Origin of the sequence: Brevibacterium salitolerans (assembly GCF_039531405.1) — a bacterium.
GTDB lineage: Bacteria > Actinomycetota > Actinomycetes > Actinomycetales > Brevibacteriaceae > Brevibacterium > Brevibacterium salitolerans.
In genome coordinates, this window is sequence record NZ_BAAAPZ010000002.1 from 780,362 (window position 1) to 795,270 (window position 14,909).

The following is a 14,909-nucleotide window of genomic DNA, read 5'->3' on the forward strand; positions in this document are numbered from 1 at the left end:
GGCTACTTCCGGCCGCCCTTCCCGGACCCGCCCACCGCGATGCTCGCGATCGTGCGCCAGCCCACGAGGGTGACGAAATTCAGCGCGGTCGCGACGACGAGGAACGGCTCCGCCACGCTGGCGCCGGTGCCCAGGAACCGGATCACCATGCCGAGCAGGACGGTGATCGCCCAGACCCCGGCACCCGTGGCCAGCGGGGCGAGAGGGCGGTCCCACACCCGGGTGAGCAGCCAGGCGACGGCGAGGGCGGCGAGGAAGGGCCAGGCGGTCTGGACGAGCGCGGCGGGGTCGAAGCTGCGATAGTGCTGATAGTGCCCCACCACGACGAAGGCCGCGACGAGCACGAGGTCGAGGACGAGGGCGAGGACGAGATGCGAGGGTTTCTTGGAGGCCACACCATGATTGTAGAGACCGCACCCCTGCGGGTGGCCCGTGCCATGGGCACGGAGTCCGAGTTCGGCATCAGCCAGCCGGGCCGGCCGCACGCCAACCCGATGCGCGACTCCGCGCGTGTCGTGGACGCCTACGCCGCCCCGCTGGGGCTGAAGTCCGCGCAGGCCTTCTGGGACTTCTCCGGCGAGTCGCCGCTCGCGGACGCACGCGGCTTCCTCATGAGCGAGGCGCACGCGGACCTCACCCAGCTCACGCATCTGCCGGAGGCGCAGCCGGACGCCCAGTACCTCGCGAACGTGGTGCTGCCCAACGGCGCCCGCTACTACGTGGACCACGCCCACCCCGAGTACTCCTCGCCGGAGGTCATGACCCCGCGCGAGGCCGTCCTCTTCGACCGCGCCGGCGACCGGATCGCGGAGGCGAGCGTGCGGGCGCTGGCCGGCACCCGCGAACCCGTGACGCTCTACAAGAACAACACGGACTCCAAGGGCTCCTCCTACGGCACCCACGAGAACTACATCGTCACCCGGGAGACGGACTTCGAGGACCTGGTCGCCGGGCTGCTGCCGTTCTTCGTCACCCGGCAGGTGCTCTGCGGCGCCGGCCGCGTGGGACTGGGCCGGAACGCGGAGGAGCCCGGCTTCCAGATCTCCTCCCGCGCGGACTTCTTCGAGGAGCAGGTGGGGCTGGAGACCACCCTGCGGCGGCCCATCGTCAACACCCGGGACGAGCCGCACGCGGACGCCCACCGCTGGCGCCGGCTCCACGTCATCATCGGCGACGCGACCCTGGCGGAGCCGGCGATGCTCGTGAAGATGGGCACCACCTCGCTCGTCCTCGGCCTCATCGAGTCCGGGCGCTGTCCGCAGCTCACGCTCGCGGACCCGGTGACCGCCCTGCAGACGGTCAGCCGCGACCTCGGCCTCGGCGCGCGCCTGCCGCTGGCCGACGGCAGCACGCTTTCTACCCTGGAGATCCAGCGGCTCTACCTCGACGCCGCGCGCGCCGCCGCGGGGGAGAGCCCGGACGCGGACACCGCCGAGGTGCTGGCCGAGTGGGACCGCTTCCTCACCGGCCTGGAGACGGATCCGCTGAGCCTGTCCGCGGACATCGACTGGGTCGCCAAGCTCGCGCTGCTGGAGGGCTACCGCGCCCGCGGCCTGCGCTGGGACGATCCCAAGATGCAGCTCGTGGACGTGCAGTACTCGGACGTGCGGCCGGAGAAGGGCCTCTTCTACCGCCTCGAGGCCGCCGGCAGGATCCGCCGTCTCACGACGGACGCGGAGGTCGCCGCGGCCGTGGCCCGGGCGCCGGAGTCCACCCGCGCCCATGTGCGCGGCGGTGCCGCGCGGCGCTTCCCGCGGCAGGTCGTCGCGGCGTCCTGGGAGTCGCTGGTGCTCGAGCGCAGCGACGGGCAGATGACGCGGATCAGCCTGGGCGGTCCGGAGGAGAGCACGCGGGCGGCGGTGGGCGACGTGGTGGACTCAGCGGCCACGGTCGACGAGCTCGCGGACGCGCTCACCGGCGCACGGGCGCGGGACTAGACTTCCGTGAGAGCAGCTTCCCCGAGAGCAGTACGAGCCGAGAGCGAAGGTAAGAGATGAGCAGCAGCAGCGAACAGGCCCACAAGGACCGCAGCGAGCGGCCGGACCTCCCGGAGGACTCAGGCCCGCTCGCCCCGCAGGCCCAGACCCAGGTGGAGACCTCCGCCGTGGACTCGATCCTCGACGACATCGACTCCGTGCTGGAGTCCAATGCGGAGGAGTTCGTCCGCAACTTCGTGCAGAAGGGCGGCCAGTGAGCGGATTCGAACCCGCTTTCCTCTCCGCGACCTCCTCGTCGTTCTTCGATCTGGTCTCCCGGCTGCGGCCCGAGGCCCTGCCGCTGCCCGGGCAGCACGCGACCGCGGTGCCGGAGGGCACGACGGTCCTCGCGCTGCGCACCGCCGAGGGCGTGCTCATGGCCGGTGACCGCCGCGCCACCGCGGGGAACCAGATCGCCCACCGCAGGATCGAGAAGGTCCACCGGGCGGACGCGGAATCGGTGATCGGCATCGCCGGGACGGCCGGGCTGGCGCTCGAACTCATCCGGCTGTTCCAGCTGGAGCTCGAGCACTACGAGAAGATCGAGGGCGCCCCGCTGTCGCTGGAGGGCAGGGCCAACCGCCTCGCCGCCATGCTCCGTTCGCAGCTGGGCCTCGCCCTGCAGGGCCTTGCTGTCCTCCCGCTGTTCGCAGGGGTGGAGAAGGCCGCGGCGGACGGGGACGCCGCGACGGGACGCATCTTCAGCTTCGATGTGACGGGCGGCAAGTACGAGGAGGTCAGCTGGCATGCGATCGGCTCCGGTGCCGGTCCCGCCCGCTCCGCCCTGCGCCGCCTCTGGCAGCCCGGTCTCACGACCGCGGAAGCGGTCGAGGCCGCGCTCGAGGCGCTGGCGGACGCCGCGGAGGACGACGCCGCCACCGGCGGCGCAGACCTGGTGCGCGGGATCGCACCCGTGATCCGCATGGTCGACGCGGCGGGCGAGCGGCGCATCCCGGAGGCCGACGTGCTGGCGCAGGCGGCGGCCGTCGCCCGCCGGCGCCGTGAGGAGGCGGAGGAACGATGAGCGTCCCCTTCTACGTCCCGCCCGAACAGCTCATGAAGGACCGGGCCGAGTTCGCCCGCAAGGGGATCGCCCGCGGCCGCTCCGTGCTCGTGCTCAGCTGTGCGGACGGCATCCTGCTGCTCGCGGAGAACGCCTCGCCCAGCCTGCGCAAGATCGCGGAGATCTACGACCGGATCGGCTTCGCCGCCGTGGGCAAGTACAACGAGTTCGAGGGGCTGCGGCAGGCGGGTGTGCGCTACGCGGACCTGCGCGGCTACTCCTACGAGCGCTCCGACGTCACCGCGCGGGGGCTGGCGAACGCCTATGCGCAGACGCTCGCCGGCGTCTTCACCAATGCGCAGAAGCCCTACGAGGTGGAGCTCGTCGTCGCGGAGCTGGGGGAGACCCCGGCCGAGGACGGCCTGTTCCGCATCTCCTACGACGGCTCGATCGCCGACGCCCACGGCCGGGTCGCCCTCGGCGGGGGCGCGGAGTCCATCACGGCCCGGCTCGAGGCCGCCGGCGCGGATCTCTCCGGCCTGGGCCTCGCGGACGCTCTGGAGGCGGGCCGGGCCGCCATGCTCCCGGACGCCTCGCAGGGGTCCGGGTCCGGGCGGCTCGAGGCCGCGCTGCTGGACCGGCACGCGAGCGGCCACCGCACGTTCCGCAGGCTGTCCGCCGTCGGACAGAAGCGAACCGGACAGAAGTGAGAGGACAGCGCCCATGAAGCGGATCTTCGGCCTGGAGACCGAGTACGGGATCGCCTACACGGCGGGGACCACCCGCCGGCTGGGGCCGGAGGAGGTGGCGCGCTACCTCTTCCGGCCGGTGGTGGAGTGGGGACGCTCGTCCAACGTGTTCCTGCCCAACGGCGCCCGGCTCTACCTGGACGTCGGCTCCCATCCGGAGTATGCGAGCGCCGAGTGCGACGCGCTCACCGATCTCGTCGCGCAGGACGCGGCGGGCAACCGGATCCTCGCCGATCTGCTTGCGCGGGCGCAGCGCGCGCTGACCGCCGACGGCCATGACGGCACGGCCCACCTGGTGAAGAACAACACGGACTCCGCGGGCAACTCCTACGGCAGCCACGAGAACTTCCTCATCCGCAGGTCGATGGACTTCAGCAGGCTCACCACCACGCTGCTGCCCTTCCTCGTCACCCGCCAGCTGATCGTGGGGGCGGGAGCCCTCATCCCGGCCGCGCCCAGCCTCTCACCGCAGGACCAGGGCGCCGGCGGCACGGTGTTCGGGCTCTCCGCGCGCTCGGACGTGATGTGGGAGGGCGTGTCGTCGGCGACCACGCGCTCGCGCCCCATCATCAACGCGCGCGACGAACCGCACGCGGACGCGGAGCAGTACCGCCGCCTCCACGTGATCGTCGGCGACTCCTCCATGCTCCAGCCCACCACGGAGCTCAAGGTCGGCTCCGCCGGCCTCGTCCTCGACCTCATCGAGACGGGTGTGCCGATGGGGGACCTCTCGCTGCGCCATCCCATCCGCGACATCCGCCTGCTCGCCCGCGACCTCAGCGGGTCCACCGTGCTGGAGAGCGCGGCGGGAGGAACGCGCACCGCCCTGCAGCTGCAGCGGACCTACCTCGAACACGCCCGGGCGCTCGTGGAGCGCGGGGACCACTCCCTCGGGGACGACGCCGTGGCCGCCCGGGTCCTCGACCGCTGGACCCGTATGCTCACGGCCCTCGAGTCCGGGGACGTCTCGTCCATGGCCGGCGAGATCGACTGGGTGGCGAAGAAGGCGCTCATGGACCGCTACCTCGAGCGCTCCGGCGCGGACTTCTCGGATCCCCGCCTCGCGCGCCTGGACGTCGCCTACCACGACATCACGCCGGGCGCGGGGCTGCTGAGCTCGCTCGAAGCCTCCGGCCGGGTGCAGACGGTCGTGGGCCCGGCCGCCGTCGACGCCGCCGTGGAGACCCCGCCCGCCACCACCCGTGCCCGTCTGCGCGGGCGGTTCGTCTCCGCCGCGCACGCGGCCAGACGCGACTTCACGGTGGACTGGGTCCACCTGCGCGTCAACGACCAGGCCGGCCGGGCCGTGGTCCTCAAGGACCCGTTCGCGCACGAGAGCGAGCGGGCGGAGGCGCTCATCGCCGCACTCTCAGCAGATGCTGATCCGGATGCCCGTATGAGACCCTGAGGGGTCGAGACCACCAGACACGCAGATCCTGACAACGACCCGGAAGGGACACCCCCTGTGAGAAAGACGGCAGTACTGTGAAGAGAACCGTGCTCAGCGCCGCTGCGGCCGCGGTGCTCGTCCTCTCCGCGTGCAGCGCGGACGAATCGACACCGGCGGAGTCACCCGCCGCGACGGAGGTGGACCCCAAGTCCACGTCCCTGGACGACGTGACCGTGAGCGGGGACGCGGGCAGCGAGCCCACGGTCGAGTTCGAGGCCCCGCTGGCCGTCGAGGAGACCGCCTCCACCGTCGTCGAGGAAGGCGACGGCGAGGAGGTCGAGGAGGGGATGCAGGTGACCGCGCACATGACGCTGGTCTCCGGCACCTCGGGCGAGGTCGTGGAGTCCTCGTACGATTCCGAGCAGGCCTCCGGCTTCCCCACGGACAGGGAGCAGATCAACCAGGGGCTGTTCGACGCCGTGGTGGGGGAGAAGGTGGGCTCCCGCGTGCTGCTCGCCCTCAACGGCCCCGCGCAGTCCGGTGCGGCGCCCGAGACCCTCCTCTACGTCATCGACATCGACGGGGTGGACGACATCCCGGAGCCGCTCGAGCGTGCCGAGGGAGAGGAGAGGGACCTGCCCGAGGGGTTCCCGGCCGTCACTCGCGGCGAGGACGGCGCACCGTCCATCGAACAGCCCAGCGGCGAGGCCCCCACGGAGCTCGAGACCGCCTACGCGATCGAGGGCGAGGGGCCGGAGGTGGAGGCCGGACAGAACGTCACGGTCCACTACACCGGCTGGCTGTGGGACGACGCGGCGGAGCCCTTCGACTCCTCGTGGGAGCGCGGTGAGCCGTTCTCCGTGCAGAACGTGGGCCAGGGACAGGTCATCGCCGGCTGGAACGAGGGCCTCGTGGGCCAGAAGGTCGGCTCGCAGGTGGTCCTCGTCGTGCCGCCGGACAAGGGCTACGGCGAGAACGGCAGCCCGCCCAGCATCCCCGGCGGCGCGACGCTCGTCTTCGTCGTCGACATCCTCAGTGCGGTCGGCTGAGCCCGCACGCACTGACACCACTCATCCCGGACCACACCCCTGAGGCAAGGAGCCCCCATGAGCAAGCAGAAGCCCGTCATCGACTTCCCCGGCGAGACCGCACCCACGGAGCTGGAGATCGTCGAGGAGGTCGAGGGGACCGGAGCCGAGGCGAAGCCCGGTGACACCGTCGCCGTCCACTACGTGGGCGTGGCCTTCTCCACCGGCGAGGAGTTCGACGCCTCCTACAACCGCGGCGCACCGCTCCAGTTCAAGCTGGGCGTGGGCATGGTCATCCCCGGCTGGGACCAGGGAGTCACCGGCATGAAGGTGGGCGGGCGCCGCACGCTGCGGATCCCGCCCCACCTCGCCTACGGTCCCGGCGGCGTGCCCGGCGCGATCGGCCCGAACGAGAGCCTGATCTTCGTCTGCGACCTCGAGCAGGTCGGCTGAGCGGAGCTCGCAGCGCTGCGCACCCGAGCGCTCAGATCCTCGCCGCGGCGGCTCGTCCCGCGGCCGCTGCGGCGAGGAACGCCACGAGGTCTCGATCCAGCCCCCGTCCCATCGTGGACATGCGGGCGGGCGAGGCCTCGAGCGCATTCAGCAGACCCGCCAGGTCCACGTCCTCACGGACGTGACCGGCCGCGGTGAGCTGTGCCGTCTGCTCCTCCATGCGGGCGGGGAGGACGGCCTCGGGTGCGGTCCACGCCTGCTCCTGACCCCAGTCGCGGGCGCGCGCGGCCTCCGCACCGGTGAGCGTGTCCAGCCGCGGCACGGGCACCACGGCGCCGGGACGCGCGACCTCGCCCACGGCGGTGAGCGTGTGGTGGGAGATCCCCAGGTGGCGCTCACGCGCATCCGCCTGCGACATCCGCAGTGCGGCGAGCGGCGTGCCGCCCAGCAGCCCCACGGCGTTGAGGTGGTCGCCCACCACCAGTCCGGAGAAGCCGTAGGGCGTGCCGGTGCCGAGGTTGCCCGGGCCCTGGGCGACGATGACGGCGTCCGCCCCGGCCACGTGCACGGCCGCCAGCAGCCCCGTGTGCACGGTGACCGCATCGTGATCGCCGCCGTGGGCCTGTCCGACCGTCACGGTGGAGGCGATCACGCCGGCCTCCTGCAGCACCTGGACCGCCTGTGAGAACTGCAGGGGGAGTGCCGCGCCGTCCGTCATCACGTAGGCGATGCGGGCCTGCGGGCGGTCGGCGAGGATGCCCGCCGCGATCGCGGGGACGGCGGAGTGGAGATCCGCGACGACGACGGGGACGCCGCCCAGCGAACTCGCGGACTTCAGCGTCTCGTGGTGCTCCGACTCCTGGTCGTCCACTCCCAGCACCATCGTCTGCAGCGGCGAGTAGCGGTCCTTCACGAGGTGGCCGGGGCCCGGGGGAGGATCGGCCGGCAGCCTCTCCGGCAGGGCGGCCACGAGGGCGAAGCCGCCCGTGCCCAGCCCTCGCGCCAGCGCGGAGACGTTGAGGAGGACGGCATCCCCGGGCTCCGGCACGCCCACGAGGTCCGTGTATGCCAGCGCGCGGACCTCGCCCGCGCCGTCCTCGGCAGTCTCTTCCCGCCCCGGCAGCGGCTCGGTAAGCGCGGCTGTCACCTCCCTCACGCCGGAGCGGTCGGAGAGCACTGTGCGGACTGTCGCGCGACGCCAATGGATCATGATGAGTACTGTAGGGGACGTGTCCCGAGTGCGTCGTCAGACAGAGCGGCTGCTGAACCTGCTCATCGCCCTCCGCGCGTCCCGCGGCTGGGTGGGCCGTGAGCGCATCCGCACCGCCATCCCCGACTACCGCGAGCTCGACGAGCAGGCGTTCGACCGCCAGTTCAGCCGCGACAAGCAGGCGCTCACGGATCTGGGCATCCGCATCCGCACCGCGGACTGGAGCGATTCGCCCGGTGGTGAGTCCGCCTACGGCTATCGGATCGAGGACGCGGACTACGCCCTCACACAGATCGACTTCACCCCGGAGGAGGCCGCGCTGCTCGCGGTGAGCCGGACGCTGCTGGAGGGGACCGCCTTCTCCGCGGATGCGGACGCCGCGCTCAACAAGCTCCGGGGGCTGGGTGCGGACTTCGCCGGAGGTCGGCCCGAGGTCGCCGCCCGGCTGCCGGGCGCCCTGGCCGGGAGCGTCTTCGCCGATCTCGTCCGGGCGCTCGAGGCGCGGCGGGCCGTGTCCTTCGACTACCGCAGGCCCGGCGGCACCGCCGCGCGGCGCCGGCTGGAGCCGTATGCGCTCCTCACCCGCGGCGCGCGCTCCTACGTCATGGGCCGCGACCTCGACCGGGACGCGATCCGCGCGTTCCGGCTCAGCAGGATCTCCGGCCGCGTCACGCGTGTGCCGCGCCGACGCGACGGCGACTACGCGATCCCGGCGGACTTCTCCGCCGCGGAGCACTTCCTCCGCGAGGGCCTGGATGCGGCGCCGCCCGCCGAGGCCGCACGCGCCCTGCTCGCCCTCGCCCCGGAGCGCGCGCTGCCCCTGCGGGAAGCGGGCACCCCGCATGCCCTGCCGGCCGAATCCTCCGCTCCGGCCGGCTGGGAGGGGTGGGAGCTCGCCGTCGACGACCCCGCACGCTTCGCCGAACGGCTGCTCGAATTCACCCCGTCCGTCCTCGTCGTCGCGCCGGCGGAGCTCCGCGAGCGGCACCGCCGGCTGCTGGCGGACACCGCCGCCGCACTGCAGGGAGCGATGCATGCCTGAGCGCGCCTCCGACCGGCTCTCCCGGCTCCTGGGCCTCGTCCCGTTCCTCACCCGTCGTCCGGGCACCACGCTGGAGGAGCTCGCGGCACGCTTCCAGGTGAGCGAGGAGCAGATCGTCGACGACCTCGAACTGCTCTTCGTCACCGGCCGCCCCGGGCACCTGCCGGACGACCTCATCGAGGCCGAATGGTCCGACGGCCGCGTCTACGTGGACAACGCGGACGAGGTCTCCGTCCCGGTGCGCCTGAGCCCGCACGAGGCCACGAGCCTGCGCCTGGCGCTCGAGCACCTGGCCCCGGGCACCGCGGCGGCACCGGAGACCGTCGCAGCCGTCCGTGACAAGCTCACGCGGGCAGCGGTCTCCGCCGCGGGTGATCCCGGTGCCGGTGGGTTCCTCGACCTCGCGCCGCCCACCATCGAGCCCCGGCTCGGCGCCGTCCTCAGCGCGGCGCTGCGCGACGGCACGGCCCTGCGCCTGCAGTACTACGTGCCCAGCCGGGACGAGCTGACCGTGAGAACCGTCACACCCCACCGGCTGCGCCTGGGCCGCACCTGGTACCTCGACGCCCACTGCCACTCCTCCGGCGGCGAGCGGTCCTTCGCCGTCGAGCGGATCCGCTCGGCGGACCCCGTGCCCGCCCCGCCGGACGCCGAGGCTCCCGACCAGGGCCCGCAGCAGGTCCGTTCCGAGGGCCGGAAGGCGCATCTGCGTCTGGTGCTCCGCCCGGAGGCGGCCTGGCTCGCGGACGAGCTCGCGGCCTCGGCTCCGGACTGCGGCCTCACCCACGACGCGGCCGGGCCCGGCACGGTCGCGGTGGACCTCCCCGGTGCCGGCTGGGACTGGGCCCGCCGTCTGCTCACCGCCTACGGGCGGGGGGTGATGAGGGCCGAGCCCCCGGAGCTCGCGGCCGAGGCCGCCGCCGCCGCGGAGGAGGCGCTGCGGCTCTACGGCGGATGACGCGCCTCCGTGCAGGACCCCGCACCGGAACGCAGTCGAGTACGTCCGCCTTCCCACTGCCCACTAGACTGTCGCCGAGCAGATCCATACAAGGAGAGTCGAATGCGACCACAGCCCGTTCACTTCATCATCCTCCTCATCGTGATCCTCCTGATCTTCGGTGCGCCCAAGCTGCCGAGCATCGCGAAGAGCATCGGCAAGTCCCTCAAGGTCTTCAAGTCCGAGGTGGACGACCTGCGCGGCGACAGCAAGGGCGATGAGGACGACGAGGACGACGACCGGCCCGCGAAGCCCCTCAACCGCACCTCCTCGGCCCCGACCGTCGACGACGTCACCCGCGGCTCGGAGACGAGCTCGGAGCCCGCGCGCGACGACGAGCGCCGCCGGGACCAGTGAGTCCGAGCGAAGACTGACAGGTGGTGAAGAAGGAGAAGGCGGGCGGCAGGCGCGCGAACCCGGAGAAGCGCATGTCCCTGGGCGGGCACCTCATCGAGCTGCGGAATCGTCTCTTCGCGGCCGCGATCGTGGTGATCCTCGCAGCGGTGGCGGGCTGGTTCCTCTACGATCCCGTGCTCAGCATCCTGCAGTCGCCGGTCGAGCAGATCGCCGCACAGGAGGGCAGGGTCGCCGAGCTGAACTACGCGGGCATCGCCTCGCCGTTCGACATGAAGATCAAGGTGTCGCTGTTCATCGGCATCATGCTCGCGGCGCCGTTCTGGCTCTACCAGATCTGGGCCTTCATCATGCCCGGGCTCACGAAGAAGGAGAAGTGGTACAGCCTCGGCTTCATGGCGGCGGCGATCCCGCTGTTCATCGTGGGCGCGTCACTGGCCTTCTTCGCGATGCCCAACGCCGTCAAGGCGCTGTCGTCGTTCACGCCCAGCGGGGCGACCAACATCATCCCGGCGCAGGACTACCTCACCTTCGTCATGATCATCACCGTGGTGTTCGGCTGCGCGTTCGTGCTGCCGGTGCTCATGGTGGGGCTGAACATGGTGGGCATCCTGAGCGCGGACCGCATCCGGAAGTCCTGGCGGATCGTCGTGCTCATCGTCTTCGTCTTCGCCGCGATCGCCACGCCCGCTCCGGACGCCATGTCCATGTTCTTCCTCGCGATCCCCATGCTCCTGCTGTTCTTCGCCGCCTGGCTGGTCTGCCTCGTGGGCGACCGGCGGCGGAAGAGGAAGCTCATCGCGGAGGGCCTGTGGGTCGACGAGGACGAGGACGACGAGGAGTGAACGCATGAGCGCACTGACGGACTTCCAGACGACGCTGGGATTCGAGCTGGACGAGTTCCAGCAGGAGGCCTGCAGGAGTCTGGAGGCCGGTCGCTCCACCCTCGTGTGTGCGCCCACCGGGGCCGGCAAGACGGTGGTGGCCGAGTTCGCCGTGGCGCTGGCCATGCGCCGCGATGTCAGGGTCTTCTACACGGCCCCGATCAAGGCGCTGAGCAACCAGAAGTTCCAGGAGCTGTCCACCCGGTACGGCGCGGCGGCGGTGGGTCTGCTCACCGGCGACACCTCGATCAACCGTGAGGCCCCGATCGTCGTCATGACGACCGAGGTCCTGCGCAACATGCTCTATTCCGGCGAGCCGCTGAAGGACCTCGGCTTCGTCGTGCTGGACGAGGTGCACTATCTGGGCGACCGCTTCCGGGGGCCGGTGTGGGAGGAGGTCATCATCCACCTCCCCGCGCACGTGCGCATCGTGGGCCTGTCCGCCACGGTGTCCAATGCGGAGGAGTTCGGCGCCTGGCTCCGCGAGGTCCGCGGGCGGCTCGACGTGGTCGTCACGGAGCACCGGCCCGTCCCGCTCCACAGCCACATGATGGTCGACGGCGACATCCATCGGCTGTTCCGGGCGGACGGCTCCGGCAGCGTGGACCCGGACCTCGTGCGCGCCATCCGGCAGCTGGAGCGCGCTGCCGGGGGAGGCGGACGCCGAGGTCGGGGCAGAGGCGGTGCACCCGCCCGCCTGCGGCTGCGCCGCACCTCACGGCTGGACATCCTGCGGGAGCTGCACCAGAACTCCCTGCTGCCGGCGATCTTCTTCATCTTCTCCCGCAACGGCTGCGACGAAGCGGTCGAGCAGATGCTCACGGCCGGAGTCGATCTCACCTCCGCGGAGGAGAAGCAGCGCATCCATGCCCGGCTCGACGCCCTGCTGGACGAGATGCCGCGGGAGGACCTGGGCGTGCTGGGCTACGGCAGCTTCTCCACGGGCCTGCTGCACGGCTTCGCCGCACACCACGCCGGGATGATCCCGCAGTTCAAGGAGGTCGTCGAGGACCTCTTCGCAGAGGGCTGCCTCCGCGCCGTCTTCGCCACGGAGACGCTGGCGCTGGGCGTGAACATGCCGGCGCGCACCGTGGTGCTGGAGAAGCTCGTGAAGTTCAACGGTGAGGCGCACGTGCAGATCACGCCGGGGGAGTACACGCAGCTCACCGGACGCGCCGGACGGCGGGGCATCGACACGGAGGGGCATGCGCTGGTCGTCTGGCACCCCAGCGTCGACGTGGCGGACATCGCGGCGCTGGCGTCCAAGCGCACCTATGCCCTGCGGAGCCGGTTCACCCCCACCTACAACATGGCCGCGAACCTGCTGGCGCGGATGAGCCGGGAGGACGCGGGCCGGGTGCTGGAGACCTCGTTCGCCCAGTTCCAGGCGGACACCGGCGTGGTGGGCCTGGCGCGGAAGCTGCGGAAGAACGAGACCGCGATCGCCGGCTACCGGGAGTCCATGCAGTGCGACCGGGGCGACTTCGCGGAGTACCACGCGCTCCGCAGGGCGGTGACGGTCGAGGAGAAGAAGGCCAAGCGCACGCGCTCCCGCCTCAAGCAGCGGGAGGTCATCGAGTCGCTGGGCCTGCTCCGTGTGGGCGACGTGATCGTGCTGCCGTCCAAGCGTTCGCTGGGGGCCGGGGTGGTCATCGCGCCCATGCAGAGCCGGGATGCGGAGACGCGTCTGCCCAGCATCCTCACGGAGTCCGGTCGCGTCTGGCACCTGCGTCCGCACGAGGTGACGGAGCCGGCGGTGAAGCTGGGCCGCATCCGCTTCCCCAAGAAGTTCAATCACCGTGTGGTGGCGCAGCGGCGGCAACTGGGCGAGGTGCTCATCGAGGCGATCGAGAACGGGCGCCTCGAGGATCCGACCACGGCCCTGGCGCGCGCGAAGAGCGCGGGCAAGGGGCCCCGACAGGACAGCGGGCGGATCGATGCGCTCCATGAGCAGATCCGCGCACATCCGTGTCATTCGTGTCCGGACCGTGAGCATCACGCGCGCTGGGCGGAGCGGGCGGACAAGCTCGAGGCGGAGACCGCTGCGCTGCGTGCGAAGATCGAGGGCAGGACCGCGTCGATCGCGAGTGTGTTCGGGCGGGTCTGCGATGTGCTCACCTCGTTGGGGTTCCTGCCGGACAGCAGGGTGCTGCGGCGGATCTACGGTGAGCGCGATCTCGTCACGGCACTCGCCGTGCGCGGGGAGGTCTTCGACGGGCTGCGCGAGCCTGAGCTCGCCGCCCTGGCCTCCGGGCTCGTGTACTCGGCACGGCAGGAGGGGACGTTCGGGCTGCCGCGGATGCCCACTGCCGCGCTGGACGCCGCCGTGCTGGAGGTCCACGGCCTGTGGCGGACGGTCACGGAGCTCGAGGCGAATGCGCGGCTGACGGAGACCCCGGAGCCGGACTTCGGGATCGCCCGGTGCATCTATGCATGGACCGAGGGCGCCTCGCTGAACACCGCGCTGCGGGGCTCCGGGATCGCCGCGGGGGACTTCGTGCGCTGGGCGAAGCAGACGCTGGACATCCTCGGCCAGATCGCGGACGTGGCATCGCCGGACACGGCGAAGCGGGTGCGCAGGGCGGCGGAGGCCATCCGCAGAGGAGTCGTCGCGGACTGAACGTCCGCGACAGCGCGGGCTCCCTTCTGTGCTGTGCTGAGTGCGGGCTCGGGGCGGTATGACGGAAACAGTACCACCGGTTCGACCCCGCTCAGCGGGGGCGCTTCCGTGGCAGATGAACTCGCCAAACTCGCTGAGCTCCATCGCACCGGTGTCCTCTCCCAGACGGAATTCGAGGAGCAGAAGCGCCGGCTGCTGCAGTGAGCTGCTGCGGCGATGGAGTCACGCACCTTCGCCGCGCGGTCCGGTGGACCCCGTCAGAACGGGGGTGCTTCGTCCTGTCTCCAGATTGCAGGCCGGGTGCTGGCACTCTGCGCACCGGTGTCGTCGGTGCGGTGCGACTCGGCACCGCTCCCACCCATTGTTGCATGCACTACGGCTACTCCCGGATTCCCGGGGCTCGGTTCGGTGATCCCGACTAGCCCAGTGCCCGCAGCCACACCAGCAGCCGCACCAGCAGCCGTGGTCGTACCCGCCTCGTTTGCCTCGACTGACGGACTGCTCTTTCGCGCTGACGTGCTCTCGTCCGCAGCGCCGCTGTCATGTGCCTTCTCGTGGAGCAGGTTCCGAAGCTGTACCGCTGCCTGCACCTCATAAGGACTGGGCGGGGCAAGAGTCACGGATTCCCGTCCCAAGGGTCCCGACCACCGACTCACACCCCCAGTGTCCTTCTTCACAGTGAGGAGGCCCTGGGTCTTGAGCTGATGACACGGCTGACACAACGGCTGCAGATTCCCCGGCACCGTGAGCCCACCCTGAGCGGGCAGGAGATGGTTGAACGGCAGAATGTGATCAGCCTGGCAACGCAGCGCGGTCCGTGTGCAGCCCGGTGCTGCGCACTGCTTGTGCTTCGCCGTCACTGTCCGGCGGACGTTAGCCGGGATCGTGTAGGTGTGTGCGGTCTCGTCCAGGACGGTGCCGGTGATCGGGTCGGTGAGGATCCGGTAGAGCACCGACTGCGTCGAGACGATCTGACGGGCAACATCGGCAGGAAGGGGAGTGAGACCAGTGAGCTCGGCCGGAACCTCCCCAGTCGGGGCGTCGCCCGGTGAAGCGTCTCCTGTGGAGACCTCGCCCTGCGAAATGTCTCCCGTGGTGAGGTCGTGCTGCGGGACTTCGTGTGCCGCGGTGGTGTGTCGGGTGAGGAGGTGGAGGACGGGCACGGTGACCATGACAGTGGCCTGCTGGGAAAGCCACTCACCC

General features: G+C 71.3%; 16 protein-coding genes. 13 read left to right on the forward strand and 3 right to left on the reverse strand.

The window, feature by feature from the left end; translation table 11 throughout:
- Positions 1-2: 2 nt before the first annotated feature.
- Positions 3-395 (reverse strand): DUF3054 domain-containing protein, encoded by a 393-nt coding sequence (locus ABD240_RS04610; protein WP_344335545.1) that lies wholly within the window; start codon positions 393-395, stop codon positions 3-5.
- Positions 396-398: 3 nt separating this feature from the next.
- On the opposite strand from ABD240_RS04610, the gene dop reads away from it, so the two are divergent.
- The 7 genes from dop to ABD240_RS04645 all read left to right on the forward strand — a co-directional run bounded on the left by dop (position 399) and on the right by ABD240_RS04645 (position 6,599).
- Entirely contained in the window at positions 399-1,937 is a 1,539-nt protein-coding gene (gene dop / locus ABD240_RS04615) for a depupylase/deamidase Dop (protein WP_344335548.1), read from the forward strand.
- A gap of 56 nt (positions 1,938-1,993) precedes the next feature.
- Positions 1,994-2,194: a ubiquitin-like protein Pup gene (locus ABD240_RS04620; RefSeq protein ID WP_291797317.1), complete on the forward strand. Its 201-nt coding sequence runs from the start codon at positions 1,994-1,996 to the stop codon at positions 2,192-2,194.
- Positions 2,191-3,000: a proteasome subunit beta gene (gene prcB / locus ABD240_RS04625; protein WP_291797320.1), complete on the forward strand. Its 810-nt coding sequence runs from the start codon at positions 2,191-2,193 to the stop codon at positions 2,998-3,000. Before ABD240_RS04620 ends, prcB begins: the two co-directional genes overlap by 4 nt.
- Positions 2,997-3,689: a proteasome subunit alpha gene (prcA, locus tag ABD240_RS04630; RefSeq protein WP_344335550.1), complete on the forward strand. Its 693-nt coding sequence runs from the start codon at positions 2,997-2,999 to the stop codon at positions 3,687-3,689. Before prcB ends, prcA begins: the two co-directional genes overlap by 4 nt.
- 13 nt (positions 3,690-3,702) lie before the next feature.
- Complete coding sequence (gene pafA, locus ABD240_RS04635) at positions 3,703-5,136, forward strand: Pup--protein ligase (RefSeq protein ID WP_344335553.1); 1,434 nt, start codon at positions 3,703-3,705, stop codon at positions 5,134-5,136.
- Between the two features lie 77 nt (positions 5,137-5,213).
- Positions 5,214-6,167, forward strand: coding sequence for an FKBP-type peptidyl-prolyl cis-trans isomerase (locus ABD240_RS04640; RefSeq protein ID WP_344335555.1), 954 nt, complete (start codon positions 5,214-5,216; stop codon positions 6,165-6,167).
- 57 nt (positions 6,168-6,224) lie between these two features.
- Positions 6,225-6,599, forward strand: a complete 375-nt coding sequence (locus ABD240_RS04645; protein ID WP_344335558.1) for an FKBP-type peptidyl-prolyl cis-trans isomerase — start codon at positions 6,225-6,227, stop codon at positions 6,597-6,599.
- Positions 6,600-6,630: 31 nt separating this feature from the next.
- On the opposite strand, the gene ABD240_RS04650 is transcribed toward ABD240_RS04645, so the two are convergent.
- Positions 6,631-7,809: a DUF3866 family protein gene (locus ABD240_RS04650; RefSeq protein WP_344335560.1), complete on the reverse strand. Its 1,179-nt coding sequence runs from the start codon at positions 7,807-7,809 to the stop codon at positions 6,631-6,633.
- 19 nt (positions 7,810-7,828) lie between these two features.
- Between ABD240_RS04650 and ABD240_RS04655 the strand changes: the two genes are divergently transcribed.
- The 6 genes from ABD240_RS04655 (at position 7,829) to ABD240_RS04680 (ending at position 13,910) form a co-directional block, all read left to right on the forward strand.
- Positions 7,829-8,851: a helix-turn-helix transcriptional regulator gene (locus ABD240_RS04655; protein WP_344335563.1), complete on the forward strand. Its 1,023-nt coding sequence runs from the start codon at positions 7,829-7,831 to the stop codon at positions 8,849-8,851.
- A complete protein-coding gene (locus ABD240_RS04660; protein ID WP_344335565.1) occupies positions 8,844-9,809 on the forward strand; it encodes a helix-turn-helix transcriptional regulator in 966 nt (321 codons plus the stop codon). Before ABD240_RS04655 ends, ABD240_RS04660 begins: the two co-directional genes overlap by 8 nt.
- A gap of 102 nt (positions 9,810-9,911) precedes the next feature.
- Positions 9,912-10,205, forward strand: a complete 294-nt coding sequence (locus ABD240_RS04665; RefSeq protein WP_344335568.1) for a twin-arginine translocase TatA/TatE family subunit — start codon at positions 9,912-9,914, stop codon at positions 10,203-10,205.
- A gap of 23 nt (positions 10,206-10,228) precedes the next feature.
- Positions 10,229-11,047, forward strand: coding sequence for a twin-arginine translocase subunit TatC (tatC, locus tag ABD240_RS04670; RefSeq protein WP_344335571.1), 819 nt, complete (start codon positions 10,229-10,231; stop codon positions 11,045-11,047).
- Between the two features lie 4 nt (positions 11,048-11,051).
- Positions 11,052-13,706, forward strand: coding sequence for a DEAD/DEAH box helicase (locus ABD240_RS04675; protein ID WP_344335574.1), 2,655 nt, complete (start codon positions 11,052-11,054; stop codon positions 13,704-13,706).
- Positions 13,707-13,814: 108 nt separating this feature from the next.
- Positions 13,815-13,910 carry an SHOCT domain-containing protein gene (locus tag ABD240_RS04680; protein WP_344335577.1) on the forward strand — a complete coding sequence of 32 codons (96 nt, stop codon included), beginning with the start codon at positions 13,815-13,817 and terminating at the stop codon, positions 13,908-13,910.
- A 53-nt stretch (positions 13,911-13,963) separates the two neighbouring features.
- Here ABD240_RS04680 and ABD240_RS04685 read toward each other — a convergent pair.
- Positions 13,964-14,909: HNH endonuclease signature motif containing protein (locus tag ABD240_RS04685; protein WP_344335579.1), on the reverse strand; the 946-nt coding region annotated here is incomplete at its 5' end.